Source organism: Pseudomonas sp. HOU2 (genome assembly GCF_040729435.1).
Lineage (GTDB): Bacteria > Pseudomonadota > Gammaproteobacteria > Pseudomonadales > Pseudomonadaceae > Aquipseudomonas.
Genome location: NZ_CP160398.1, coordinates 885467 through 911465 on the forward strand (window position 1 = coordinate 885467; position 25999 = coordinate 911465).

Annotated in this window: 21 protein-coding genes; 18 read left to right on the forward strand and 3 right to left on the reverse strand. The window is 59.8% G+C overall.

Annotation, left to right across the window (positions count from 1 at the left end; translation table 11 throughout):
* Positions 1 to 502: 502 nt before the first annotated feature.
* The gene (gene clpA, locus ABV589_RS03810; RefSeq protein WP_367084973.1) at positions 503 to 2773 is read right to left on the reverse strand and encodes an ATP-dependent Clp protease ATP-binding subunit ClpA; all 2271 of its coding nucleotides are present in this window, start codon (positions 2771 to 2773) and stop codon (positions 503 to 505) included.
* A 30-nt stretch (positions 2774 to 2803) separates the two neighbouring features.
* On the reverse strand, positions 2804 to 3187 hold the full coding sequence (gene clpS / locus ABV589_RS03815) for an ATP-dependent Clp protease adapter ClpS (protein WP_027614670.1): 384 nt from the start codon (positions 3185 to 3187) through the stop codon (positions 2804 to 2806).
* Positions 3188 to 3411: 224 nt separating this feature from the next.
* Here clpS and ABV589_RS03820 point away from each other — a divergent pair, with 224 nt between their 5' ends.
* Complete coding sequence (locus tag ABV589_RS03820) at positions 3412 to 3693, forward strand: cold shock domain-containing protein (RefSeq protein ID WP_367084974.1); 282 nt, start codon at positions 3412 to 3414, stop codon at positions 3691 to 3693.
* A gap of 61 nt (positions 3694 to 3754) precedes the next feature.
* On the opposite strand, the gene icd is transcribed toward ABV589_RS03820, so the two are convergent.
* A complete protein-coding gene (gene icd, locus ABV589_RS03825; protein ID WP_003223831.1) occupies positions 3755 to 5011 on the reverse strand; it encodes an NADP-dependent isocitrate dehydrogenase in 1257 nt (418 codons plus the stop codon).
* Between the two features lie 481 nt (positions 5012 to 5492).
* Between icd and ABV589_RS03830 the strand changes: the two genes are divergently transcribed.
* From ABV589_RS03830 to nuoI, 17 genes are all read left to right on the forward strand, one after another.
* Positions 5493 to 7718, forward strand: a complete 2226-nt coding sequence (locus ABV589_RS03830; protein WP_367084975.1) for an NADP-dependent isocitrate dehydrogenase — start codon at positions 5493 to 5495, stop codon at positions 7716 to 7718.
* Between the two features lie 196 nt (positions 7719 to 7914).
* The gene (locus ABV589_RS03835; RefSeq protein ID WP_041073236.1) at positions 7915 to 8361 is read left to right on the forward strand and encodes an NUDIX hydrolase; all 447 of its coding nucleotides are present in this window, start codon (positions 7915 to 7917) and stop codon (positions 8359 to 8361) included.
* 59 nt (positions 8362 to 8420) lie between these two features.
* Positions 8421 to 9545, forward strand: coding sequence for a tRNA 2-thiouridine(34) synthase MnmA (gene mnmA, locus ABV589_RS03840; protein ID WP_367084976.1), 1125 nt, complete (start codon positions 8421 to 8423; stop codon positions 9543 to 9545).
* Positions 9542 to 10165: a high frequency lysogenization protein HflD gene (gene hflD, locus ABV589_RS03845; protein WP_367084977.1), complete on the forward strand. Its 624-nt coding sequence runs from the start codon at positions 9542 to 9544 to the stop codon at positions 10163 to 10165. Before mnmA ends, hflD begins: the two co-directional genes overlap by 4 nt.
* 127 nt (positions 10166 to 10292) lie before the next feature.
* A complete protein-coding gene (gene purB / locus ABV589_RS03850; RefSeq protein ID WP_027614666.1) occupies positions 10293 to 11663 on the forward strand; it encodes an adenylosuccinate lyase in 1371 nt (456 codons plus the stop codon).
* A gap of 86 nt (positions 11664 to 11749) precedes the next feature.
* Positions 11750 to 12922 (forward strand): cupin domain-containing protein, encoded by a 1173-nt coding sequence (locus ABV589_RS03855; protein ID WP_003223820.1) that lies wholly within the window; start codon positions 11750 to 11752, stop codon positions 12920 to 12922.
* Positions 12915 to 13340, forward strand: coding sequence for a GNAT family N-acetyltransferase (locus ABV589_RS03860; protein WP_003223818.1), 426 nt, complete (start codon positions 12915 to 12917; stop codon positions 13338 to 13340). Before ABV589_RS03855 ends, ABV589_RS03860 begins: the two co-directional genes overlap by 8 nt.
* 262 nt (positions 13341 to 13602) lie before the next feature.
* Complete coding sequence (locus ABV589_RS03865) at positions 13603 to 14340, forward strand: secretin N-terminal domain-containing protein (RefSeq protein ID WP_367084978.1); 738 nt, start codon at positions 13603 to 13605, stop codon at positions 14338 to 14340.
* A gap of 473 nt (positions 14341 to 14813) precedes the next feature.
* Positions 14814 to 16139, forward strand: a complete 1326-nt coding sequence (aceA, locus tag ABV589_RS03870; protein ID WP_003223815.1) for an isocitrate lyase — start codon at positions 14814 to 14816, stop codon at positions 16137 to 16139.
* A 638-nt stretch (positions 16140 to 16777) separates the two neighbouring features.
* A complete protein-coding gene (locus ABV589_RS03875) occupies positions 16778 to 17191 on the forward strand; it encodes an NADH-quinone oxidoreductase subunit A (protein WP_003223812.1) in 414 nt (137 codons plus the stop codon).
* Between the two features lie 10 nt (positions 17192 to 17201).
* Positions 17202 to 17876: an NADH-quinone oxidoreductase subunit B family protein gene (locus ABV589_RS03880; protein WP_003223809.1), complete on the forward strand. Its 675-nt coding sequence runs from the start codon at positions 17202 to 17204 to the stop codon at positions 17874 to 17876.
* A gap of 69 nt (positions 17877 to 17945) precedes the next feature.
* On the forward strand, positions 17946 to 19730 hold the full coding sequence (gene nuoC, locus ABV589_RS03885) for an NADH-quinone oxidoreductase subunit C/D (protein WP_367084979.1): 1785 nt from the start codon (positions 17946 to 17948) through the stop codon (positions 19728 to 19730).
* A 2-nt stretch (positions 19731 to 19732) separates the two neighbouring features.
* The gene (gene nuoE, locus ABV589_RS03890; protein WP_003223804.1) at positions 19733 to 20230 is read left to right on the forward strand and encodes an NADH-quinone oxidoreductase subunit NuoE; all 498 of its coding nucleotides are present in this window, start codon (positions 19733 to 19735) and stop codon (positions 20228 to 20230) included.
* The gene (gene nuoF, locus ABV589_RS03895) at positions 20227 to 21582 is read left to right on the forward strand and encodes an NADH-quinone oxidoreductase subunit NuoF (RefSeq protein ID WP_367084980.1); all 1356 of its coding nucleotides are present in this window, start codon (positions 20227 to 20229) and stop codon (positions 21580 to 21582) included. Before nuoE ends, nuoF begins: the two co-directional genes overlap by 4 nt.
* A 135-nt stretch (positions 21583 to 21717) precedes the next feature.
* Positions 21718 to 24432, forward strand: coding sequence for an NADH-quinone oxidoreductase subunit NuoG (gene nuoG / locus ABV589_RS03900; RefSeq protein WP_367084981.1), 2715 nt, complete (start codon positions 21718 to 21720; stop codon positions 24430 to 24432).
* Positions 24429 to 25436: an NADH-quinone oxidoreductase subunit NuoH gene (gene nuoH, locus ABV589_RS03905; protein ID WP_007964859.1), complete on the forward strand. Its 1008-nt coding sequence runs from the start codon at positions 24429 to 24431 to the stop codon at positions 25434 to 25436. The genes nuoG and nuoH overlap by 4 nt, the downstream gene beginning before the upstream one ends.
* 11 nt (positions 25437 to 25447) lie before the next feature.
* Positions 25448 to 25996, forward strand: a complete 549-nt coding sequence (gene nuoI, locus ABV589_RS03910) for an NADH-quinone oxidoreductase subunit NuoI (RefSeq protein ID WP_003223795.1) — start codon at positions 25448 to 25450, stop codon at positions 25994 to 25996.
* Positions 25997 to 25999 lie beyond the last annotated feature (3 nt).

Consider the following 25999-nt stretch of genomic DNA (forward strand, 5'->3'; position numbering starts at 1 on the left):
CTCGCTCCCACAGAGGGATGGGGTGTGGTCAGTTAGAGACTGGTCGGCTCGTAGGCCGCCATCGCCAGCAGGCTGGCTCCTACAATTTAGAGAGCGTGCACCCCATGCGGCGAAGCCGCCCCACTCAACACGATGAGCGTTAGCTCGAGTACAGCTTTTGATCTGAGGGCCCGTCGGCAGGCTGAGTGGAGGGGTTTATCCGGGGGTGGGAGCGCAGCGACCGTTTGGCGCAGCCAAACACAGCGAGAGGAGGTGCAGCGAAGCAAACCGTAGGCGCTGCCCCCCGGATGAATCCCGCAGCGAAGGAACCCGAGCCTAAGCGAGGGCCGAACGTCAGGGTAAAGCCTTTTTGGTTACTTTTTCGGCGTCTGGAAAAAGTGACCCGCCGTAAGGGCGGAACCCTAATCAGCAACACCCGCAGCAACGGATATACACCCAAAACCATAAGACAACAAAAAAGGCGCCCGAAGGCGCCTTTCGCTTTACAACAGACCAACAACCGTCAGGCCATCTCCGCCGTAGTCTCGAAGTCAAACGTCAACTCACCATCCTTGATGTCGATGTGCACCACACCGCCATGCTCGGCCAGTTCGCCAAACAGAATTTCTTCCGCCAGCGGACGCTTGATCTTGTCCTGGATCAGACGCGCCATCGGACGTGCGCCCATCGCCGAGTCATAACCACCGGCTGCGAGCCAACTGCGCGCCGCATCGGTAACCTCCAGCAACACACGCTTGTCTTCCAGCTGCGCCTGCAGTTCGGTAAGGAACTTGTCCACCACACTTTTGATGACCTCATGACTGAGGCGACCAAACTGGATAATGGTGTCCAGACGGTTACGGAACTCCGGCGTGAAGCTCTTCTTGATCACTTCCATCGCATCGGACGAGTGGTCCTGATGAGTGAAACCGATTGAAGCCCGCGCTGCCGTTTCAGCACCGGCGTTGGTGGTCATGATCACGATCACGTTGCGGAAATCCGCCTTGCGCCCGTTGTTGTCGGTGAGCGTGCCGTGGTCCATCACCTGCAACAGCAGGTTGAAGACTTCCGGATGCGCCTTCTCGATTTCATCGAGCAGCAATACGCAGTGCGGTTGCTTGGTGATCGCTTCGGTCAACAGACCGCCCTGATCAAAGCCAACATAGCCCGGAGGCGCACCGATCAGACGCGATACGGTGTGGCGCTCCATGTACTCGGACATGTCGAAGCGCACCAGTTCGATGCCCAACGCCTTGGCCAGTTGCCGCGCAGCCTCGGTCTTACCGACACCGGTAGGACCGGCGAACAGGAACGAACCGACTGGCTTGTCAGGCGACTTGAGTCCGGCGCGGGACAGCTTGATCGCGGTGGACAGCGAATCGATCGCCGCATCCTGACCAAATACCGTCAGCTTCAGGTCACGCTCCAGGTTGCGCAGCAGTTCCTTGTCGGAGCTGGTGACGTGTTTCGGCGGAATCCGCGCGATCTTCGCCACGATGTCTTCAACCTGCGGCACTTCGATGCGCTTGACGCGCATTTCGACCGGTTGCAGGCGCTGGTAGGCACCCGCTTCATCGATTACGTCGATGGCCTTGTCCGGCATATGCCGGTCATTGATGTAGCGCGATGCCAGTTCAGCAGCGGCGCGCAACGACTCATCGCTGTATTCGATGTTGTGGTGCTGTTCGAAACGCCCTTTCAGGCCGCGCAGGATACCGATGGTGTCTTCCACCGACGGCTCGATGACATCGACCTTCTGGAAGCGTCGTGCCAGCGCACGATCCTTCTCGAAGATGCCACGGAATTCCTGGAACGTAGTCGAGCCGATGCAGCGAATGTCGCCAGACGACAGCAGCGGCTTGAGCAGGTTCGAGGCATCCATCACGCCACCGGACGCAGCGCCCGCACCGATGATGGTGTGGATCTCGTCGATGAACAGGATCGCCTGCGGACGTTTTTTCAGTTCATTGAGCAGCGCCTTGAAGCGCTTCTCGAAATCACCGCGATACTTGGTGCCCGCGAGCAGAGCACCGAGATCGAGCGAATAGACGACGCTGTTGGCCAGCAGATCCGGCACCTGGTTGTCGACAATGCGCTTGGCCAGGCCTTCGGCAATCGCGGTTTTACCCACGCCTGCCTCGCCCACCAGCAACGGATTGTTCTTGCGCCGACGCGCGAGAATCTGCGCGACACGCTCGACTTCCATCTCGCGACCGACCAGCGGATCAATGCGACCCTGGCGCGCGAGTTCGTTGAGGTTGCTGGCATAAGCATCCAGCGGATTGCCTGAAGAAGAAGACTCACCGCCCTCGTCGTCCTGCATATCTTGTTCACCTTCAGAGTGATCGCCGTGCCCTGGCACTTTGGAAATGCCGTGGGCGATGTAGTTGACGACATCAATGCGCGCAACGCTCTGCTGTTTCAGCAGGAATACGGCCTGACTCTCTTGCTCACTGAAGATTGCAACCAGCACATTGGCGCCGGTTACTTCGCGTTTGCCCGAGCTCTGCACATGAAAGACAGCACGTTGCAGTACACGCTGGAAGCCCAGGGTTGGCTGGGTTTCGCGATCTTCGTCGTGGACGGGGATCAGTGGCGTGGTGGAGTCGATGAACTCCTGCAGGTCGTGCTTGAGTTTGTCGAGGTTTGCGCCGCAGGCACGCAATACGGTGGCGGCAGCCTCATTGTCCAATAGGGCCAGCAGCAGGTGTTCGACGGTCATGAATTCATGACGCTTCGAACGAGCCTCCTTGAAGGCAAGATTGAGGGTGACTTCGAGCTCGCGGTTTAACATAGCTTCACCTCATACCCAAGTGGTCGGCGATTAACCGTCCTTCTCGATTTCACAGAGTAGCGGATGCTGGCTTTCCCTGGCGTACTGGTTGACCTGCATGGCCTTTGTCTCGGCGATGTCGCGGGTAAACACTCCACATACTGCCCGTCCTTCTGTGTGAACGGCCAGCATGACCTTGGTCGCCAGCTCGCGATTCAGGTTAAAAAACACCTCGAGCACTTCGACGACGAAATCCATCGGTGTGTAGTCATCATTGAACAAAACCACCTTGTACATCGGCGGCGCCTGTAACGCAGGCTTTGCTTCCTGAACAGCAACGCCTGCCGAATCGTCGTCGTGCTCCTCTGGATGATCCTTTTGGAGAAGCGGGCGATCCTGATTGAATGTTAGTCGAATCTGGCTGATTGCATGCATGGAAAGAAAGGTTCGTCAGTTGTGCAAATACAGTGGTGGGGGCGGCTGTACACCTTTTCAACTCCGACTGCCCGGTCACCTTGACTATCGGGAAAACGGTGTTACAACCAATAGAGCCCACAGTGGGTAAAAAAGATCCGCGGAGTCAATCCTTTTAACGGATTAGATTGCGGATGTCCTGGATGATACTCCAGCGATGGAGTCTGTTGCAGAGGGATTTGAGCATGGCTGTCGGCAAGGTCAAGTGGTTCAACAATGCCAAGGGATTCGGCTTCATCAATACCGATGCCCGTGAAGGACGTGACGAGGACGGCAAAGAGGTCGATTTCTTTGCGCACTACTCGGCCGTTGAGATGGACGGGTATAAAACTCTCAAGGCCGGGCAGATCGTCAGTTTCGACATCGTCCAGGGTCCCAAAGGCCTGCACGCGGTAAAGATCAAAGCGGCGCCCGTGGCGAGTGAAGCGGCTACGCCTACTCCTCATAAAGAAAAGGTGTCGGGCTGACATAACCGTCACCCGGTCATGAAAAAACCGCCCGAAGGCGGTTTTTTTGTACCTGCACGATTTACATGTGCTTGATGATCGCCTCACCGAAGCCCGAAGAAGACACCAGCGTGGCACCTTCCATCAGACGTTCGAAGTCATAGGTCACGGTCTTGGCCTTGATGGCGCCGTTGGTGCCCTTGATGATCAGGTCAGCCGCTTCGGTCCAGCCCAGATGACGCAACATCATCTCGGCCGACAGGATCACCGAGCCCGGGTTGACCTGGTCCTTGCCGGCGTACTTCGGCGCGGTACCGTGGGTCGCCTCGAACATGGCCACGGTGTCGGACAGGTTGGCGCCCGGCGCGATACCGATACCACCCACTTCCGCCGCCAGGGCGTCGGAGAGGTAGTCGCCGTTGAGGTTCAGCGTGGCGATCACGTCGTACTCGGCCGGCCGCAGCAGGATCTGCTGGAGCATGGCGTCGGCGATGGCGTCCTTGACGATGACTTCACGGCCGGTTTTCGGGTTCTTGAATTTCATCCATGGGCCGCCATCGAGCAGCTCGGCGCCGAATTCTTCCTTCGCCACCTCGTAACCCCAGTCCTTGAAGGCACCTTCGGTGAATTTCATGATATTGCCCTTGTGCACGATGGTCAGCGACTTGCGGTCGTTGTCCACCACGTATTGCAGGGCCTTGCGCACCAGACGTTTGGTGCCTTCCTTGGAAACAGGCTTGATGCCGATACCGCAATCCTGGTCGAAACGGATCTTGGTGACGCCCATTTCTTCTTTCAGAAACTTGATGACCTTGGTGGCCTCAGGCGAGCCGGCCTTCCATTCGATACCGGCATAAATGTCTTCGGAGTTCTCGCGGAAGATCACCATATCGACGTCGCCAGGCTTTTTCACCGGGCTCGGTACACCTTCGAACCACACCACAGGGCGCAGGCAGACATACAGATCGAGTTGCTGGCGCAGGGCTACGTTGAGGGAGCGGATGCCACCACCGACCGGGGTGGTCAGCGGGCCCTTGATGGAGACCACGTAATCTTTGACGGCGTCCAGGGTTTCCTGGGGCAGCCAGGTGTCCTGGTCATAGACCTGAGTCGCTTTTTCGCCAGCGTAAACCTCCATCCAGGAAATCTTGCGCTTGCCCCCGTAGGCCTTGGCCACGGCAGCATCAACCACTTTGATCATCACCGGGCTGACGTCGACGCCAATGCCGTCACCTTCGATGAAGGGGATGATCGGGTTATCAGGAACATTGAGAGAATGGTCTGCATTGACGGTGATTTTGTCGCCGACGGCTGGAACCTGAATCTTCTTGTAACCCATGCTGAACTCCATTGTTTGGATTGAACATCTGGCTTGGTTCGAGCGTAACCCAGTTAAATCAACACGCAAACCCTCTGTTCACGGCGCGGGCACATCTGGTTTCGTACAAGCCTGAAAGCAAAGGGAAAAGCGCCAAACTCGAGCATTCGCAGAGACTCTACGCCCCACCCTGCCCTGCGACCTTTAGACCAATGGACGAGACCGGTTGCATATGAACCATCGGCAGATTGCCAGCTACCTATGTATAATGCCGCCCGCTGACCAAAGGGTCACGACGGCTGGCCTCTCTAGAACGAGACTTTCCGCCTGATTGGTCGGGTTGTTACCGCAGCCTGACTGCTTGACGCTCTACTGATGCACCCAACATCACCGCGAAGAATCTCGACATTCGGTTCATGGATGACTTTGAACGAACGCGCTTACCCGGCGCCCCTCGAGTTTCTGCGCACGCTTTAGCAAAGAAGAGAGAGTTAATCCGAATATGCCCACCCGCTCGAAGATCATCTATACCTTCACCGACGAAGCTCCAGCCCTCGCCACCTATTCCCTGCTGCCGATCATCGAGGCTTACACCGCCTCGGCCGATATCGCCGTGGAAACCCGCGATATCTCTCTTGCAGCGCGCATCCTGGCCAGCTTCCCCGAGCAACTGGGCGACAAAGCCGTAGCCGACCACCTCGCCGAACTGGGCGACCTGGCCGTTACGCCTGAAGCCAACATCATCAAGCTGCCGAACATCAGCGCTTCGGTACCTCAGCTGCAAGCGGCAATCAAAGAGTTGCAAGCCCAGGGTTACAACCTGCCGGACTACCCGGAAACCGTGACCAACGACGCCGAAAAAGAAGCCAAGGCGCGTTACGACAAGGTCAAGGGCAGCGCCGTGAACCCGGTTCTGCGTGAAGGCAACTCCGACCGCCGCGCTCCGTTGTCGGTCAAGAACTACGCGCGCAAGCACCCGCACAAAATGGGCGCCTGGGCCAAAGACTCCAAGTCCCACGTCGCTCACATGAGCACCGGCGATTTCTACGGCAGCGAAAAAGCTGCCCTGATCGACGCCGCTGACGCTGTGAAGATCGAACTGATCGCCAAAGACGGCACCGCCACTGTCCTGAAAGAAAAAACCAGCGTTCAGGCTGGCGAGATTCTCGACTGCGCCGTGATGAGCAAAAACGCCCTGCGCGCGTTCATCGCCGCTGAAATCGACAGCGCCAAGGCGCAAGGCGTGCTGCTCTCGGTGCACCTGAAAGCGACCATGATGAAGGTCTCCGACCCGATCATGTTCGGCCAGATCGTTGCCGAGTTCTATAAAGACGCCCTGACCAAGCACGCTGATGTGCTGGCCCAGATCGGCTTCAACCTGAACAACGGCATCGGCGACCTGTACGCGCGCATCAAGACCCTGCCGGCCGAGCAGCAAGCACAGATCGAAGCCGACATCGCGGCGGTCTACGCTGCGCGTCCGTCGCTGGCGATGGTCAACTCCGACAAAGGCATCACCAACCTGCACGTGCCGAGCGACGTCATCGTCGACGCCTCGATGCCAGCGATGATCCGTGACTCCGGCAAGATGTGGGGCACCGACGGCCAGCTGCATGACACCAAGGCAGTGATCCCGGATCGTTGCTACGCAACCATCTACCAGGCTGTGATCGAAGATTGCAAAGCCAATGGCGCGTTCGATCCGACCACCATGGGCAGCGTGCCAAACGTTGGCCTGATGGCGAAGAAGGCCGAAGAGTACGGCTCGCACGACAAGACTTTCCAGATCAAGGCAGACGGCGTGGTTCGCGTCACCGACAGCAAGGGCAACCTGCTGATGGAACAGGCCGTCGAAGCCGGCGACATCTTCCGCATGTGCCAGACCAAAGACGCGCCGATCCAGGACTGGGTCAAACTGGCCGTCAACCGTGCTCGCGCCAGCAGCACCCCGGCGATCTTCTGGCTGGACCCGATGCGCGCCCACGACGGCGTAGTGATCGAGAAGGTTCAGGCGTACCTGAAGGATCACGACACCAGCGGTCTGGACATCCAGATCATGGCGCCGGTCGATGCCATGAAGTACACCCTGCAGCGCACCCGCGAAGGCAAGGACACCATTTCGGTGACCGGCAACGTACTGCGCGACTACCTGACCGACCTGTTCCCGATCATGGAACTGGGCACCAGCGCCAAGATGCTGTCGATCGTGCCGCTGATGAACGGCGGTGGCCTGTTCGAAACCGGCGCCGGCGGTTCGGCGCCGAAGCACGTGCAGCAACTGGTTGAAGAGAACTTCCTGCGCTGGGATTCGCTGGGCGAATTCCTCGCACTGGCAGCGTCCCTCGAGCATTTGGGTGTGAATTACAACAACCCGAAAGCGCTGGTTCTTTCGAAAACCCTGGATCAGGCCACCGGCCAGTTCCTCGACAACAACAAGTCGCCATCGCGCAAAGTCGGCAACATCGACAACCGCGGCAGCCACTTCTACCTGGCGCTGTACTGGGCTCAGGCCCTGGCCGCCCAGACCGAAGACGCTGCACTGCAAGCGCAGTTCGCGACCCTGGCCAAAACCCTGACCGAGAACGAGGCGACCATCGTTGCCGAACTCAACACCGTGCAGGGCAAGCCAGTGGACATCGGCGGTTACTACCACGCCGACGCCGAGCTGATCAGCAAGGCCATGCGCCCAAGCGCAACCTTCAACGCGGCGATTGCTGCGCTGGTTTAAGGTTGTAATGCTGCAAAGAAACCCCGGCCCAGTGCCGGGGTTTCTGTTTCGGAATGCAACACAAAACCCTGTGGGAGCTGGCTTGCCAGCGATAGCAGTGGATCAGACACCTTCAATGTTGAATGATAAGCCGCCATCGCTGGCAAGCCAGCTCCCACAGGGAATCGGGTTTAACCTGGATATTGAGGAAGGTTTTATGGAATGGCTCCCCCACATCACCGTCGCCACCATCGTCGAAGACAACGGCCGCTTCCTGATGGTCGAAGAGCACAAGGCCGGGCGTAATGTGCTCAACCAGCCCGCCGGCCACCTCGACCCGGACGAAACCCTGATCGACGCCGCCATCCGCGAAACCCTCGAGGAAACCGGCTGGGACGTCGAACCCACCGGCGTGATCGGCATTTACCTGTACACCGCGCCGAGCAACGGCGTAACTTATCAACGCGTGTGCTTCAGCGCCAAAGCAGTGAAACACCACCCGGACTATCAACTCGACGACGGCATCGTCGGCGCCAAGTGGTTGACCCGCAGCGAATTAATCGCCCAGCGCGACAACTGGCGCAGCGAGCTGATCATCCGCTGCATCGACGATTATCTGGCCGGCCATCACTTCAGTCTCGAACTGATCCGCCCTTCTCTTTAGCCTTGAGGCCGTGAGCCTGCTAGAATCGCGTCCTTTTTCAAGACACTCATTGAATCCCTATGCGTGATCCAGCCCCTTCTGACACATCCAAGAAGCGCGTCATTGTCGGCATGTCCGGCGGCGTGGACTCTTCCGTTTCCGCTCTCCTGCTGATCGAGCAGGGTTACGAGGTGGAAGGCCTGTTCATGAAGAACTGGGAAGAAGACGACGGAACGGAATACTGCACCGCCATGGACGACCTGGCGGATGCCCAGGCCGTGTGCGACAAGATCGGCATCAAGCTGCACACCGCCAACTTCGCCGCCGAGTACTGGGACAACGTGTTCGAGCACTTCCTCGCCGAATACAAGGCCGGTCGCACGCCGAACCCGGACATCCTGTGCAACCGCGAGATCAAGTTCAAGGCGTTCCTCGACTACGCCATGATGCTCGGTGCCGACCTGATCGCCACCGGCCACTATGTGCGCCGTCGTGACATCGATGGCCGCACCGAACTGCTCAAGGGCCTCGACCCGAACAAGGACCAGAGCTACTTCCTGCACGCTGTCGGCGGCGAACAGATCGCCAAGACCCTGTTCCCGGTCGGTGAACTGGAAAAGCCCGAAGTTCGCGCCATTGCCGAGAAATACGAGCTGGCGACCGCCAAGAAGAAGGATTCCACCGGGATCTGCTTCATCGGTGAGCGTCGTTTCAGCGACTTCCTCAAGCAATACCTGCCGGCACAACCGGGCGAGATCAAGACCACCGAAGGCGAAGTCATCGGCCGTCACCACGGTTTGATGTACCACACCATCGGCCAGCGTCAGGGCCTGGGCATTGGCGGCCTGAAAGACGCCGGCGACGAGCCGTGGTACGTGCTGCGCAAGGATCTGGACAGCAACGAGCTGATCGTCGGCCAGGGCAACAACCATCCGTGGCTGTTTTCCAGCGCCCTGCTCGCCTCGGAAATCTACTGGGTCAATCCGATCGACCTGAGCCAGCCGCTGCGCCTCACCGCCAAAGTGCGTTATCGCCAGAGCGATCAGGCCTGCACCCTGGAAAAAACCGCCGCTGGCTACCGCGCCGTGTTCGACGAACCGCAGCGCGCGGTGACCCCGGGCCAGTCCGTGGTGTTCTACGACGGTGAAATCTGCCTCGGTGGCGGCGTGATCGAAGTCGCCGAGCCGTGGAGCGGCCAGGCATGAGCCCGACTCAGGAACAACTGACGGCGCTGGGCGGGGTGTTTCTCGCCGCCGTACTGGTCGACCGCATCGCCAAGTCCGGCCAGACCAGCGAGGCCGGCCTGAGCTGCATGCTCGGCAGCCTGCTGGTACGCGACCCGAAGGACACACTGGATGTGTACGGTGGCGACGACCTCAATCTGCGCGAGGGTTATCGGGCATTGATCGGCGCCCTCGAGCGCGACCCAAGCACCCTGCAGCGCGAGCCGCTGCGCTATGCCCTGTCGATGCTCGGCCTCGAACGTCAATTGGCCAAACGTGACGACATGCTCGACACCATTGGCAAGCGCCTGCCGCAGATCCAGTCGCAGGTCGAACACTTCGGCCCGGCTCACGAAAACGTGATTGCTGCTTGCGGCGCGCTGTATCAGGACACCCTGAGCACCCTGCGCCAGCGGATTCAGGTGCATGGCGACATGCGCAACCTGCAGCAACCGAGCAACGCTTCGAAGATCCGCGCCCTGCTGCTGGCCGGCATCCGTTCGGCACGCCTGTGGCGACAGCTCGGCGGCCACCGTTGGCAGTTGGTGATCAGCCGGCGCAAGCTGCTCAAAGAGCTGTATCCGTTGATGCGCAGCGAATAAATCGTCGCGCAATAAAAGCTTTGTAGTCTGTAGCGCGTAATACGCCGGTCAGTTGGCAACGGACCGGCGGATTTTTTCATGTATGATACGCGCCCCATTTCGTTGCCCGACTGTCCGAGAACACCCCATGCAGCTCTCTTCGCTCACTGCGGTTTCCCCTGTTGACGGCCGCTACGCCGGCAAAACCCAGGCCCTGCGCCCGATTTTCAGCGAGTACGGCCTGATCCGTGCCCGCGTCCTGGTTGAAGTGCGCTGGCTCCAGCGCCTGGCCGCCCACGCCGGTATCCCGGAAGTGCCCGCCTTCTCCGCCGAGGCCAACGCCGTTCTCAATGAACTGGCCGAGAACTTCTCGCTGGAGCACGCCGAGCGCGTTAAAGAGATCGAGCGCACCACCAACCACGACGTCAAGGCGATCGAATACCTGCTCAAGGAGCAGGCGGCCAAACTGCCGGAGCTGGCCAAGGTCAGCGAGTTCATCCACTTTGCCTGCACCAGCGAAGACATCAACAACCTGTCCCACGCCCTGATGCTGCGCGAAGGCCGTGACGACGTGATGCTGCCGCTGATGCGCCAGACTGCCAACGCCATCCGCGAACTGGCGATCCGCTTCGCCGACGTGCCGATGCTGTCGCGCACCCACGGTCAACCGGCCTCCCCGACTACTCTGGGCAAAGAGCTGGCGAACGTGGTTTACCGCCTCGAGCGTCAGATCGCTCAAGTCGCTGCCGTGCCGCTGCTGGGCAAGATCAACGGCGCCGTTGGCAACTACAACGCGCACCTGTCGGCCTACCCGCAGATCGACTGGGAAGCCAACGCCCGCGCCTTCATCGAAGACGAGCTGGGTCTGGGCTTCAACCCGTACACCACGCAGATCGAGCCGCACGACTACATCGCCGAGCTGTTCGACGCGATCGCGCGCTTCAACACCATCCTGATCGACTTCGACCGTGACATCTGGGGCTACATCTCCCTGGGTTATTTCAAACAGCGCACCATCGCCGGCGAAATCGGTTCGTCGACCATGCCGCACAAGGTCAACCCGATCGACTTCGAAAACTCCGAAGGCAACCTGGGCATCGCCAACGCGCTGTTCCAGCACCTGGCGAGCAAGCTGCCGATTTCCCGCTGGCAGCGCGACCTGACCGACTCCACCGTACTGCGCAACCTCGGCGTGGGCTTCGCTCACAGCGTGATCGCCTACGAAGCCAGCCTCAAAGGCATCAGCAAGCTTGAGCTGAACGCTGACAAGATCGCTGCCGATCTGGACGCTTGCTGGGAAGTCCTGGCCGAGCCGATCCAGACCGTAATGCGCCGCTACAACATCGAAAACCCGTACGAGAAGCTGAAAGAACTGACCCGCGGCAAGGGCATCAGCCCTGAAGCGCTGCAGACTTTCATCGACGGCCTGGACATGCCAGCCGAAGCGAAAGCCGAGCTGAAACAGCTGACTCCGGCCAACTACATCGGCAACGCAGTAGCGCAAGCCAAACGCATCTGATTCACCGCTTGACCCGTTTGAGACGCCCGGCCGCGCCGGGCGTTTTTATTCCCGTCTGAAAAATGCTTTTTTTCAATAGGTTACACATGAATCCTGATACTCCTCTTCAACTTCTGGGCGGTCTCACGGCGCGCGAATTCATGCGCGATTACTGGCAGAAAAAGCCGCTGCTGATCCGTCAGGCCATCCCTGACTTCGAAAGCCCGATCGACGCCGACGAACTGGCCGGCCTGGCCCTGGAAGAAGAGGTCGAGTCGCGCCTGGTGATCGAGCACGGCGAGCGCCCGTGGGAGCTGCGTCGCGGCCCGTTCGCCGAAGACGAATTCAGCAAGCTGCCGGAAAAAGAGTGGACCCTGCTCGTTCAGGCCGTTGATCAATTCGTCCCGGAAGTCAGCGAGCTGCTGGAAAACTTCCGCTTCCTGCCGAGCTGGCGCGTCGATGATGTGATGATCAGCTTCGCCGCCCCGGGTGGCAGCGTCGGTCCGCACTTCGACAACTACGACGTGTTCCTGCTGCAGGGCCACGGCCAGCGCAACTGGAAAATCGGCCAGATGTGCGACTCCGAGAGCCCGCTGCTGCAGCACGCGGATCTGCGCATCCTCGCCGAATTCCACGAGACCGAGGAATGGGTGCTGGAACCGGGCGACATGCTCTACCTGCCGCCGCGCCTGGCCCACTGCGGTGTCGCCGTGGACAACTGCATGACCTACTCGGTCGGCTTCCGCGCCCCGAGCGCCTCGGAAGTACTGACCCACTTCACCGACTTCCTCAGCCAGTTCCTGACTGACGAAGAACGCTACACCGACGCCGATGCGAAACCGGTCAGCGATGATCCACATCAGATCCAGCACGACGCACTCGGCCGCCTGAAAAGCCTGCTCGCCGAGCACATGAGCGACGAACGCCTGCTGCTGACCTGGTTCGGCCAGTACATGACCGAGCCGCGCTACCCGGAACTGGTGGTCGGCCCGGAAGACGTTGAAGAAGATGACTTCCTCAACGCTCTGCAGGACGGCGCGGTGCTGATCCGCAACCCGAGCGCGCGTCTGGCCTGGTCGGAAGTCGATGACGACCTGCTGCTGTTCGCCAGCGGCCAGAGCCGTTATCTGCCGGGCAAGCTGCGCGAGCTGCTGAAGATGATCTGCGCCGCCGATGCACTGCACGTCGACAACCTCGGCGAGTGGCTGAACGATGAAGACGGTCGCGGCCTGCTGTGCGAGCTGGTCAAGCAGGGCAGCCTGGGATTCGCCGATGAATAAGATTCGCGTACGTGTCGCAGACTGGCAAAAGGACAACGCCGAGATCCGGCGCATTCGTGAAACGGTGTTCATCGCCGAACAATCGGTGCCACCCGAGCTTGAATGGGACGCCGATGACGCGACCGCCGTGCATTTTCTGGCGTTCGAAGGCGACTTTCCGATCGGCACCGCCCGCCTGCTGCCCGACGGGCACATTGGTCGGGTTTCGGTGTTGAAGGACTGGCGCGGGATGAAGGTGGGCGATGCGCTGATGCAAGCGGTCATCGCCGAAGCCGAAGCCCGCGGCCTGCAGCAGCAGATGCTCAGCGCCCAGGTACAGGCCACGGCGTTCTATGAGCGCCTGGGCTTCAGCCTGGTCAGCGAGGAATTCCTCGAAGCCGGGATTCCGCATGTCGATATGGTTCGGCATTCGGCTTGATCGGGTGTGATCGCATACCTGTGAAACCCTGTGGCGAGGGAGCTTGCTCCCGCTGGGGCGCGAAGCGGCCCTGAAAATCCGGGGTCTGCTACGCAGCCCAGCGGGAGCAAGCTCCCTCGCCACAAAAAGCGGCAGATGAACACCCTCAAAACGCCCCGCCATCTTCGGATGCCGGGGCGTTTTGCTGTCTACGATTCAACTTGCCCCACCCCGGGCCGACAAACTGGCAATATCAAGCCTTTCGAAAGCGGAGATAACGGACATGTCCCTACGCACCCTGCTCACCACCCTGCTGCTCGGCTGCAGCCTGTCGGTGATGGCAGCCACAGAAATCGTGCCTCTCAAGTACCGCACCAGCGCCGACATGCTGCCGATGGCGCAGGATTTCATCGGCAAAGATGGCCAGGTCAGTGCTTATGGCAATCAACTGATCATCAAGGCCGAGCCGGACAAGATTCAGGAAGTCAAAGCGCTGATCACCCAGCTCGACACTGCGCCCAAGCGCCTGCTGATCACCGTCGACACCAACGAAAACAACCAGCAGAACACCGGCGACCAACAAACCCGGATCATCAATTACAGCACCGCCAGCCGTGACGGCGGCATCCAGCAGATTCAGGCCAGCGAGGGCGCGCCGGCGCTGATCCAGGTCGGCCAGAGCGTGCCGATCACCAGCAGCCAGAGCAACTCCTACGGCGATTACAGCAGCCAGACCCAATACCGTAACGTCACCCAGGGCTTCTACGTGACGGCTAGCGTCACCGGCGACATCGTTCACCTGGCAATCAGTACCAACCGTGACCGCATGAGCCAGGAACGTCCCGATGTAGTGAACGTGCAAAGTACCGACACAACGGTCAGCGGACGCTTGGGCGAATGGATCACCCTCGCCGGCATAAACCGTGAAACCCAGGCCGACAAACAGAGCCAAAGCCGCAGCTACTCGACTCAAGGCCGGGATGACATGACGTTACGGGTGAAAGTCGACGCCCTGGACTAAAGCACCGAAAACTGACTGATTAGTCGTATTAGACGAAAGATGTAGTGCTTGAAAAAAAGCACTACAAAACGTTTGACGAGCCAAAAAAGCGAAGGCATGATGGCCTCGCTCCCGCTAATCAGAGGCCCTGGCAAGGGCCTTCGAAGCGACGTTCGCACCTACCCCGCGAACCGCTTCGTGTCTGTACCGCCCACAAGGTGTGTTTGACGAGGTTGCCGACTGGAACGAAGTTGTCCCGAGGGACGGAAGCGTAATTAGGTAACCCGGCTTCACGCTGCAGACCGTATAAAGGCCCACGACGCCCGCATGCGCCCGCAGTCCGCCACTACCTGCTCACTTCCCCTCGAGCCCATCGTTCATCCCGTCGCCTACCCCGCCGAATCCGACTTGACCACCTAAGCTTCTGGTCAGCGAGCGCAGGAATTTTCCACCGCAGAACAACTTTTCATAAAGACGCGACGAGGTTTATCTCCATGGCACTGACACGCGAACAGCAAATTGCAGCCCTTGAAAAAGACTGGGCTGAAAACCCGCGCTGGAAAGGCGTGACTCGCACTTACTCCGCTGCTGACGTCGTCCGTCTGCGTGGCTCGGTTCAACCTGAGCACACCTTTGCGAAAATGGGCGCCGAGAAGCTGTGGAACCTGGTGACCCAGGGTGCCAAGCCGTCCTTCCGCCCAGAGAAAGATTTCGTCAACTGCATGGGTGCCCTGACCGGCGGCCAGGCTGTTCAGCAAGTCAAGGCCGGTATCCAGGCGATCTACCTGTCGGGCTGGCAAGTGGCTGCGGACAACAACTCCGCAGAATCGATGTACCCGGACCAGTCGCTGTACCCGGTGGACTCGGTGCCAACCGTGGTCAAGCGCATCAACAACTCGTTCCGTCGTGCCGACCAGATCCAGTGGAAAGCCGGCAAGAACCCGGGCGACGAAGGCTATATCGACTACTTCGCGCCAATCGTGGCTGACGCTGAAGCCGGTTTCGGCGGCGTACTGAACGCCTACGAGCTGATGAAGAGCATGATCGAAGCAGGCGCCGCCGGCGTTCACTTCGAAGACCAACTGGCTTCTGTTAAGAAATGCGGTCACATGGGCGGCAAGGTACTGGTTCCGACTCAGGAAGCCGTACAGAAGTTGACCGCTGCACGTCTGGCTGCCGACGTTGCCGGTACGCCGACCATCATTCTGGCCCGCACCGACGCCAACGCCGCTGACCTGCTGACTTCGGACTGCGACCCGTACGACCAGCCGTTCGTGACTGGCGAACGTACTCAGGAAGGCTTCTACAAGGTACGTGCCGGTCTGGACCAGGCGATTGCCCGTGGCCTGGCTTACGCGCCATACGCCGACCTGATCTGGTGCGAAACCGCCAAGCCGGATCTGGAAGAAGCCCGTCGCTTCGCTGAAGCGATCAAGAAGGAATACCCGGACCAACTGCTGTCGTACAACTGCTCGCCTTCCTTCAACTGGAAGAAAAACCTGGACGACGCGACCATCGCCAAGTTCCAGCGCGAACTGTCCGCCATGGGCTACAAGCACCAGTTCATCACCCTGGCCGGCATTCACAACATGTGGCACAGCATGTTCAACTTGGCGCACGACTACGCCCGCAACGACATGACTGCCTACGTGAAGCTGCAGGAGCAGGAATTCGCTGACGCCGCCAAGGGTTACACCTTCGTGGCTCACCAGCAGGAAGTGGGCACCGGCTACTTCGACGACATGACCACCGTGATTCAGGGTGGCTCGTCCTCGGTGACCGCGCTGACCGGTTCGACCGAAGAAGAACAGTTCCACTGATTCGGCTTCGCTGAGCAACGGCCTTTGCGGATCGTATAGAGAGCTAACCGCAAAGCCGCAAGACTGACGCCCCGACTGGTTCGGGGCGTTTTTTTGCCCGCAGATTCCCCAAACACCACAAAACCCCTGTAGGAGCTGCCGAAGGCTGCGATCTTTTGATTTTGCTTTTTTAAAAACAAGATCAAAAGATCGCAGCCTTCGGCAGCTCCTACAGGACCGGTGGGAAGCTACGGGACAAAACATTGATCCAGAGCGGTACACACGTCGGAAAAATCAGCTAAAACTGGCGCCTCCGCTACTTGCAGTAACGGGCATATAAGACAACTTCCTGATTACTGCACCGCTAAACAGTTACAAAACCAGTCCAAACGATATTAATTATCATTTAGCAGCAACTATGTTCGTTACATTTCCTACAAAACATAATTCATCGAAACCCGGCTAATGCCCGCCACGCACGGGTTACAGGGCAGCGGAGGTGCGCTATGTCCTTATTCCAATAAATAATTTCGCTATAGGAATTTTACTTGCCGGGTGTTTAGCCATAAAATCAGCGCGATTGATTGCTGCGACATATCGTCACTGCCTATTTCTTTATCAAGCTCAGAGACCTTTGCTCTCTGTTAAGGATTACCAGCATGCCCGAAGCGACAGGACTCATGGCCCACAACTGGGGCTTTGCCATTTTCCTTCTGGGTGTCGTCGGCCTGTGTGCCTTCATGCTTGGCGTCTCCAGCCTCCTCGGGTCAAAAGCCTGGGGCCGCAGCAAAAACGAACCGTTCGAGTCCGGCATGCTACCTACAGGTGGCGCCCGCTTGCGGCTCTCAGCCAAATTCTATCTGGTCGCGATGCTGTTCGTGATCTTCGATATCGAAGCCCTCTTTCTCTTTGCATGGTCTGTGTCCGTCCGCGAAAGCGGCTGGACCGGATTCGTCGAAGCTCTCGTTTTCATAGCAATTCTGTTGGCAGGTCTTGTCTACCTGTTCCGAGTGGGCGCCCTTGACTGGGCTCCGGAAGCTCGTCGCAAGCGGCAGGCGAAGCTGAAACAATGAGGCTTTGGCAATGCAATACAATCTCACCAGAATCGACCCCGATGCTCCTAACGAGCAGTATCCGATCGGCGAACGGGAAACCGTTTCCGATCCGTTAGAGGATCAAGTCCACAAAAACATTTTCATGGGCAAGCTCGAAGACGTGCTGAGTGGCGCGGTCAACTGGGGGCGTAAAAACTCCCTGTGGCCGTACAACTTCGGCCTTTCGTGCTGCTACGTGGAAATGACCACCGCCTTCACGGCGCCCCACGACATCGCGCGCTTTGGCGCCGAAGTGATCCGGGCATCACCGCGTCAGGCCGACTTCATGGTTATCGCCGGTACCTGCTTCATCAAGATGGCGCCGATCATTCAGCGTCTCTACGAGCAGATGCTCGAGCCGAAGTGGGTTATCTCCATGGGTTCGTGCGCCAACTCCGGTGGCATGTACGACATCTACTCCGTGGTTCAAGGGGTGGACAAGTTCCTGCCCGTGGACGTCTACGTACCTGGCTGCCCGCCTCGTCCAGAAGCATTCCTGCAAGGCTTGATGCTGTTGCAGGAATCGATCGGACAGGAGCGTCGTCCGCTTTCCTGGGTCGTTGGCGACCAAGGCGTTTATCGCGCCGACATGCCTTCGCAAAAGGAACAGCGCCGCGAACAGCGAATCGCAGTCACCAACCTGCGCAGCCCTGACGAAGTCTGATCCAGTCTGTTTCAAAGAAACGAGAAGCTGGCTTCATTCTTTACGTTGACCGAAAGCGAAAAAATAACCATGACTACAGGCAGCGCTCTGTACATCCCGCCTTATAAGGCAGACGACCAGGATGTGGTCGTCGAATTGAACAACCGTTTTGGCGCCGAAGCGTTCACCGCTCAGTCGACCCGCACCGGCATGCCGGTGCTGTGGGTGGCGCGCGCCAGACTCGTCGAAGTCCTGACCTTCCTGCGTAACCTGCCCAAGCCGTACGTCATGCTCTATGACCTGCACGGCGTGGACGAGCGTCTGCGCACCAAGCGTCAAGAGCTGCCATCGGGCGCCGATTTCACCGTGTTCTATCACCTCATGTCGCTTGAGCGTAATAGTGACGTGATGATCAAAGTCGCCTTGTCCGAAAGCGACCTGAGCTTGCCGACCGTCACCAGCATCTGGCCGAACGCCAACTGGTACGAGCGTGAAGTCTGGGACATGTACGGCATCGACTTCAAAGGCCACCCGCACCTGTCGCGCATCATGATGCCGCCGACCTGGGAAGGTCACCCGCTGCGCAAGGACTTCCCGGCGCGCGCCACCGAATTCGATCCGTTCAGCCTCAACCTCGCCAAGCAGCAGCTTGAGGAAGAAGCCGCGCGCTTCCGTCCTGAAGACTGGGGCATGAAGCGTTCCGGGGCCAACGAGGACTACATGTTCCTCAACCTGGGCCCGAACCACCCTTCGGCGCACGGTGCGTTCCGCATCATTCTGCAACTCGATGGTGAAGAGATCGTCGACTGCGTACCGGACATCGGTTACCACCACCGTGGCGCCGAGAAGATGGCCGAGCGTCAGTCCTGGCACAGCTTCATCCCGTACACCGACCGTATCGACTACCTCGGCGGCGTGATGAACAACCTGCCGTACGTGCTCTCGGTCGAGAAGCTGGCCGGCATCAAGGTGCCGGAGAAGGTCGACGTCATCCGCATCATGATGGCCGAGTTCTTCCGGATCACCAGCCACCTGCTGTTCCTGGGCACCTACATCCAGGACGTTGGCGCCATGACCCCGGTGTTCTTCACCTTCACCGACCGCCAGAAGGCGTACACGGTGATCGAAGCCATTACCGGTTTCCGTCTGCACCCGGCCTGGTACCGCATCGGTGGCGTTGCCCACGACCTGCCGCGCGGCTGGGACAAACTGGTGAAAGACTTCGTTGAATGGCTGCCAAAGCGCCTCGACGAGTACACCAAGGCGGCCCTGCAGAACAGCATCCTCAAGGGTCGGACCATCGGCGTCGCGCAGTACAACACCAAAGAGGCCCTGGAATGGGGCGTCACCGGTGCCGGCCTGCGTTCGACCGGTTGCGACTTCGACCTGCGTAAAGCACGTCCGTACTCCGGCTACGAGAACTTCGAATTCGAAGTCCCGCTGGCCGCCAACGGCGATGCCTACGATCGCTGCATGGTCCGCGTCGAAGAGATGCGCCAGAGCATCAAGATCATCGACCAGTGCCTGCGCAACATGCCGGAAGGCCCGTACAAGGCGGATCACCCGCTGACCACGCCGCCGCCGAAAGAGCGCACGCTGCAGCACATCGAAACCCTGATCACGCACTTCCTGCAAGTTTCGTGGGGCCCGGTCATGCCGGCCAACGAATCCTTCCAGATGATCGAAGCGACCAAGGGCATCAACAGTTATTACCTGACGAGCGACGGCGGCACCATGAGCTACCGTACCCGGATCCGTACTCCGAGCTTCCCGCACCTGCAACAGATCCCTTCGGTGATCAAAGGCAGCATGGTCGCGGACTTGATTGCGTACCTGGGTAGTATCGACTTCGTTATGGCCGACGTGGACCGCTAAGCATGAACAGCACGCTTATCCAGACAGACCGTTTCACCTTGAGTGAAACCGAGCGCTCGGCCATCGAGCACGAGCTGCATCACTACGAAGACCCGCGCGCGGCGTCGATCGAAGCCCTGAAGATCGTTCAGAAAGAACGCGGCTGGGTGCCGGATGGCGCCCTGTACGCGATCGGCGAGATCCTCGGCATTCCGGCCAGCGACGTTGAAGGCGTGGCGACGTTCTACAGCCAGATCTTCCGTCAGCCGGTTGGCCGTCACATCATTCGCGTCTGCGACAGCATGGTCTGCTACATCGGCGGCCACGAGTCGGTGGTCAGCGAGATCCAGAACAATCTGGGCATCGGCCTGGGTCAGACCACCGCCGACGGTCGTTTCACCCTGCTGCCTGTCTGCTGCCTCGGCAACTGCGACAAGGCACCGGCGCTGATGATCGACGACGACACCTTTGGCGACGTGCAGCCTGCCGGCGTGGCCAAACTGCTCGAGGGCTACGTATGACCCTGACATCTTTCGGTCCTGCCAACCGCATCAAGCGTTCGGCCGAGACTCACCCGCTGACCTGGCGTCTGCGTGACGACGGCGAAGCCGTGTGGCTCGACGAATACCAGGCCAAGAACGGTTACGCCGCTGCGCGCAAAGCCTTCGCCGACATGGCTCAGGACGACATCGTCCAGACCGTGAAAGACGCCGGCCTCAAAGGTCGCGGCGGTGCAGGCTTCCCCACTGGCGTGAAGTGGGGCCTGATGCCCAAGGACGAATCCATCAACATCCGCTACCTGCTGTGCAACGCGGACGAGATGGAGCCGAACACCTGGAAAGACCGCATGCTGATGGAGCAACTGCCCCATCTGCTGATCGAAGGCATGCTGATCAGTGCCCGCGCACTGAAAACCTACCGTGGCTACATCTTCCTGCGTGGCGAGTACACCACCGCTGCCAAGCACCTCAAGCGTGCCGTGGAAGAAGCCAAGGCTGCAGGCCTGCTGGGCAAGAACATTCTGGGCAGCGGTTTCGATTTCGAACTGTTCGTCCACACCGGCGCCGGGCGTTACATCTGCGGTGAAGAAACCGCACTGATCAACTCCCTCGAAGGCCGCCGCGCCAACCCGCGCTCCAAGCCGCCCTTCCCTGCCGCCGTCGGCGTGTGGGGCAAGCCGACCTGCGTGAACAACGTCGAAACCCTGTGCAACGTGCCGGCGATCATTGCCGACGGCGTGGACTGGTACAAATCGTTGGCCCGCGAAGGCAGTGAAGACATGGGCACCAAGCTCATGGGCTTCTCCGGCAAGGTCAAGAATCCGGGCCTGTGGGAACTGCCATTCGGCGTCACCGGCCGCGAGCTGTTCGAAGACTACGCCGGCGGCATGCGCGACGGTTACAAGCTCAAGGCCTGGCAGCCAGGTGGCGCTGGTACCGGTTTCCTGTTGCCGGAACACCTCGACGCACAGATGTACGCCGGCGGCATCGCCAAAGTGGGCACCCGGATGGGTACCGGCCTGGCGATGGCAGTGGACGACAGCGTCAACATGGTTTCCCTGCTGCGCAACATGGAGCAGTTCTTCGCCCGCGAGTCCTGCGGCTTCTGCACCCCGTGCCGTGATGGCCTGCCATGGAGCGTCAAGCTCTTGATGGCCATCGAAGAAGGCCGCGGTCAGCCAGGCGACATCGAGACCCTGCTGGGTCTGGTCGGCTTCCTCGGCCCAGGCAAGACCTTCTGTGCTCACGCACCGGGTGCCGTGGAGCCGTTGGGCAGTGCCATCAAATACTTCCGTCCAGAGTTCGAAGCCGGTATCGCGCCTGCAAGCGCCGCCGTCCCGCCTCTGGCAAGGCCGATCGTAATCGGCGCGTAAACGCTTAAAAGGCGAAGGGTCCGTGCCCTTCGCCTTTCGTCCGATGACGCCTTTCGGGGCTGACTGGATTCGGACGGATAACAAGATTCCATTAGCCACGCCCGCTGACACCGGGCCAACGAAGACCTTTGAACCATGGCCACTATCCACGTAGACGGCAAAGCGCTCGAAGTCGACGGGGCAGACAACCTGTTACAGGCATGTCTGTCGCTGGGCCTCGACATCCCTTATTTCTGCTGGCACCCCGCGCTTGGTAGCGTCGGGGCCTGCCGCCAGTGCGCGGTCAAGCAGTACACCGACGAGAACGACACCCGTGGTCGCATCGTCATGTCCTGCATGACCCCTGCCACCGACAACACCTGGATCTCCATCGACGATGAAGAATCCAAGGCGTTCCGCGCCAGTGTTGTCGAATGGCTGATGACCAACCACCCGCACGACTGCCCTGTGTGCGAAGAAGGCGGTCACTGCCACCTGCAAGACATGACGGTGATGACCGGCCACAACGAGCGCCGTTATCGCTTCACCAAACGCACCCACCAGAACCAGCAACTCGGCCCGTTCATTTCCCACGAAATGAACCGCTGCATCGCCTGCTACCGCTGCGTGCGTTTCTACAAGGACTACGCCGGTGGCACCGACCTCGGTGTATTCGGCGCCCACGACAACGTGTACTTCGGTCGCGTTGAAGACGGCACCCTCGAAAGCGAGTTCTCCGGCAACCTCACCGAGGTCTGCCCGACCGGTGTGTTCACCGACAAGACGCACTCCGAGCGCTACAACCGTAAATGGGACATGCAGTTCTCGCCGAGCATCTGCCATGGCTGCTCCAGCGGTTGCAACATCTCCCCGGGCGAGCGTTACGGCGAACTGCGTCGCATCGAAAACCGTTTCAACGGTTCGGTGAACCAGTACTTCCTGTGCGACCGTGGCCGTTTCGGTTATGGCTACGTCAACCGCACCGATCGTCCACGTCAGCCGCTGCTGGCCGACGGCACCAAACTGAGCGTCGACGCTGCGCTGGACAAAGCCGCTGATCTGCTGCGCGGGCGCAACATCGTCGGTATCGGTTCGCCACGCGCCAGCCTCGAAAGCAACTACGCGCTGCGTGAACTGGTGGGCGCCGAGCACTTCTACTCCGGTATCGAAGCCTCTGAGCTGGAGCGCATCCGTCTGGTCCTGCAAGTGCTCAAAGACAGCCCGCTGCCAGTGCCGAACATGCGCGACATCGAAGACCACGACGCCGTGTTCGTCCTCGGTGAAGACCTGACCCAGACCGCCGCCCGTATGGCCCTGGCCCTGCGTCAGTCGGTCAAGGGCAAAGCTGAAGACATGGCCGAAGCCATGCGCGTTCAGCCGTGGCTTGACGCCGCGGTGAAGAACATCGGTCAGCACGAACTGAACCCGCTGTTCATCGCCAGCCTGGCCGAAACCAAGCTCGACGACATCGCCGAAGAATGCGTTCACGCCGCTCCGGACGATCTGGCGCGCATCGGTTTCGCCGTGGCTCACGCCCTGGACGCCAGCGCCCCGGCCGTTGAAGGTCTGGACGCCGAAGCACTGGAACTGGCCAAGCGCATCGCCGACGCCCTGATCAAAGCCAAACGTCCACTGATCATCGCCGGTACTTCGCTGGGTTCCAAAGCGTTGATCGAAGCGGCGGCGAACATCGCCAAAGCCCTGAAGCTGCGCGAGAAGAACGGTTCGATCAGCCTGATCGTGCCGGAAGCCAACAGCCTTGGCCTCGCCATGCTCGGTGGCGAATCGGTCGACGCGGCGCTGCAAGCCGTGATCGATGGCAAGGCCGACGCCATCGTCGTGCTGGAAAACGATCTGTACACCCGTACTTCGAAAGCCAAGGTCGATGCCGCGCTGAACGCTGCGAAAGTGGTGATCGTTGCCGACCACCAGAAAACCGCCACCACCGACCGCGCACAACTGGTTCTGCCAGCGGCGAGTTTCGCTGAAGGCGACGGTACGCTGGTCAGCCAGGAAGGCCGCGCCCAGCGTTTCTTCCAGGTTTTCGATCCGCAATACATGGATGCGAGCATTCTGGTTCACGAAGGCTGGCGCTGGCTGCACGCCCTGCGCTCGACCCTGCTGAACCAGCCGATCGACTGGACGCAACTCGACCACGTCACCGCTGCCGTGGCGTCAAGCACCGAGCAACTGGCGCGCATCGTCGATGCCGCGCCGTCTGCCGCGTTCCGCATCAAGGGTCTGAAACTGGCGCGTGAGCCGCTGCGTTATTCCGGTCGCACCGCGATGCGCGCCGACATCAGCGTTCACGAACCGCGCACCCCGCAGGACAAAGACACCGCGTTCGCCTTCTCCATGGAAGGTTACTCGGGCTCGACCGAACCGCGTCAGCAAGTGCCATTCGCCTGGTCGCCGGGTTGGAACTCGCCGCAAGCCTGGAACAAGTTCCAGGACGAAGTCGGTGGTCATCTGCGCGCTGGCGATCCGGGCACCCGTCTGATCGAAAGCACCGGTGATTCGCTGAACTGGTTCGCTGCTGCTCCGCGTGCATTCAACCCGGCGCCGGGCACCTGGCAGGCCGTGCCGTTCTACCACTTGTTCGGCAGCGACGAAAACTCGTCGAAAGCCGCGCCGGTGCAGGAACGCATCCCGGCTCCATACGTGGCTTTGGCCAAATCCGAAGCGGATCGCCTGGGCGTCAACGACGGTGCCCTGCTGAGCCTGAACGTGGCCGGCCAGACCCTGCGTCTGCCGCTGCGCATCAATGAAGAACTGGGCGCTGGTCTGGTGGCCTTGCCTGCGGGCATCGCCGGCATTCCACCGGCATTCGCCGGCGTGTCCGTCGACGGTCTGCAGGAGGCAGCGCAATGACCTGGTTCACCCCTGAAGTGATCGATGTGATCCTGACGGTCATCAAAGCCATCGTGATTCTGCTGGCCGTTGTGGTCGCAGGCGCGTTGCTCAGCTTTGTCGAACGTCGCCTGCTGGGCTGGTGGCAGGACCGTTACGGTCCGAACCGCGTTGGCCCGTTCGGCATGTTCCAGATCGCCGCCGACATGCTGAAGATGTTCTTCAAGGAAGACTGGACCCCGCCGTTTGCCGACAAGGTGATCTTCACCCTGGCACCGGTGGTGGCGATGTCCGCCCTGCTGATCGCGTTCGCGATCATCCCGATCACCCCGACCTGGGGCGTGGCGGATCTGAACATCGGCCTGCTGTTCTTCTTCGCCATGGCCGGTCTGTCGGTCTACGCGGTGCTGTTCGCCGGCTGGTCAAGCAACAACAAGTTCGCCCTGCTCGGCAGCTTGCGTGCTTCGGCGCAGACCGTGTCCTACGAAGTGTTCATGGGCCTGGCCCTGATGGGCATCGTGGTGCAGGTCGGCTCGTTCAACATGCGCGACATCGTCGAGTACCAGGCGCAGAACCTGTGGTTCATCATTCCGCAGTTCTTCGGCTTCTGTACCTTCTTCATCGCTGGTGTGGCCGTGACTCACCGTCACCCGTTCGACCAGCCGGAAGCGGAACAGGAACTGGCCGACGGTTACCACATTGAATACGCCGGTATGAAATGGGGCATGTTCTTCGTCGGTGAATACATCGGCATCATCCTGATCTCGGCGCTGCTGGTCACCCTGTTCTTCGGTGGCTGGCACGGTCCGTTCGGCATCCTGCCGCAACTGTCCTTCGTCTGGTTCGCACTGAAGACCGCGTTCTTCATCATGCTGTTCATCCTGCTGCGCGCTTCGATCCCGCGTCCGCGTTATGACCAGGTGATGGATTTCAGCTGGAAATTCTGCCTGCCACTGACCCTGATCAATTTGCTGATAACCGCTGCGGTTGTGTTGTGGAACACACCTGCGGTTGCGGTTCAGTGAGGATTTGACCCATGTTCAAATATATTGGCGACATCGTTAAGGGTACCGGTACCCAGTTGCGCAGCCTGGTCATGGTCTTCGGCCATGGCTTTCGCAAGCGCGACACCCTGCAATACCCGGAAGAGCCGGTCTACCTGCCGCCACGCTACCGTGGTCGCATCGTCCTGACCCGTGACCCCGATGGCGAAGAGCGTTGCGTAGCCTGCAACCTGTGCGCCGTGGCGTGCCCGGTCGGTTGCATCTCGCTGCAGAAAGCTGAAACCGAAGACGGTCGCTGGTATCCGGACTTCTTCCGTATCAACTTCTCGCGCTGCATTTTCTGCGGTCTCTGCGAGGAAGCCTGTCCGACCACCGCGATCCAGCTGACCCCGGATTTCGAGATGGCCGAGTTCAAACGTCAGGACCTGGTGTACGAGAAAGAAGATCTGTTGATCTCCGGCCCCGGCAAAAACCCTGATTACAACTTCTATCGTGTTGCAGGTATGGCAATCGCTGGCAAGCCGAAAGGCTCCGCACAGAACGAAGCCGAACCGATCAACGTGAAGAGCTTGCTGCCTTAAGGA

Coding starts and splice junctions, on each gene's coding strand:
- nuoH (WP_007964859.1), top strand. CDS start 24,429: ATGACCTGGTTCACCCCTGAAGTGATCGATGTGATCCTGACGGTCATC.
- nuoE (WP_003223804.1), top strand. CDS start 19,733: ATGAACAGCACGCTTATCCAGACAGACCGTTTCACCTTGAGTGAAACC.
- clpA (WP_367084973.1), bottom strand. CDS start 2,773: ATGTTAAACCGCGAGCTCGAAGTCACCCTCAATCTTGCCTTCAAGGAG.
- ABV589_RS03880 (WP_003223809.1), top strand. CDS start 17,202: ATGCAATACAATCTCACCAGAATCGACCCCGATGCTCCTAACGAGCAG.
- icd (WP_003223831.1), bottom strand. CDS start 5,011: ATGGGTTACAAGAAGATTCAGGTTCCAGCCGTCGGCGACAAAATCACC.
- clpS (WP_027614670.1), bottom strand. CDS start 3,187: ATGCATGCAATCAGCCAGATTCGACTAACATTCAATCAGGATCGCCCG.
- ABV589_RS03830 (WP_367084975.1), top strand. CDS start 5,493: ATGCCCACCCGCTCGAAGATCATCTATACCTTCACCGACGAAGCTCCA.
- ABV589_RS03835 (WP_041073236.1), top strand. CDS start 7,915: ATGGAATGGCTCCCCCACATCACCGTCGCCACCATCGTCGAAGACAAC.
- mnmA (WP_367084976.1), top strand. CDS start 8,421: ATGCGTGATCCAGCCCCTTCTGACACATCCAAGAAGCGCGTCATTGTC.
- nuoC (WP_367084979.1), top strand. CDS start 17,946: ATGACTACAGGCAGCGCTCTGTACATCCCGCCTTATAAGGCAGACGAC.
- ABV589_RS03865 (WP_367084978.1), top strand. CDS start 13,603: ATGTCCCTACGCACCCTGCTCACCACCCTGCTGCTCGGCTGCAGCCTG.
- nuoI (WP_003223795.1), top strand. CDS start 25,448: ATGTTCAAATATATTGGCGACATCGTTAAGGGTACCGGTACCCAGTTG.
- ABV589_RS03855 (WP_003223820.1), top strand. CDS start 11,750: ATGAATCCTGATACTCCTCTTCAACTTCTGGGCGGTCTCACGGCGCGC.
- nuoG (WP_367084981.1), top strand. CDS start 21,718: ATGGCCACTATCCACGTAGACGGCAAAGCGCTCGAAGTCGACGGGGCA.
- nuoF (WP_367084980.1), top strand. CDS start 20,227: ATGACCCTGACATCTTTCGGTCCTGCCAACCGCATCAAGCGTTCGGCC.
- ABV589_RS03860 (WP_003223818.1), top strand. CDS start 12,915: ATGAATAAGATTCGCGTACGTGTCGCAGACTGGCAAAAGGACAACGCC.
- purB (WP_027614666.1), top strand. CDS start 10,293: ATGCAGCTCTCTTCGCTCACTGCGGTTTCCCCTGTTGACGGCCGCTAC.
- hflD (WP_367084977.1), top strand. CDS start 9,542: ATGAGCCCGACTCAGGAACAACTGACGGCGCTGGGCGGGGTGTTTCTC.
- ABV589_RS03820 (WP_367084974.1), top strand. CDS start 3,412: ATGGCTGTCGGCAAGGTCAAGTGGTTCAACAATGCCAAGGGATTCGGC.
- ABV589_RS03875 (WP_003223812.1), top strand. CDS start 16,778: ATGCCCGAAGCGACAGGACTCATGGCCCACAACTGGGGCTTTGCCATT.
- aceA (WP_003223815.1), top strand. CDS start 14,814: ATGGCACTGACACGCGAACAGCAAATTGCAGCCCTTGAAAAAGACTGG.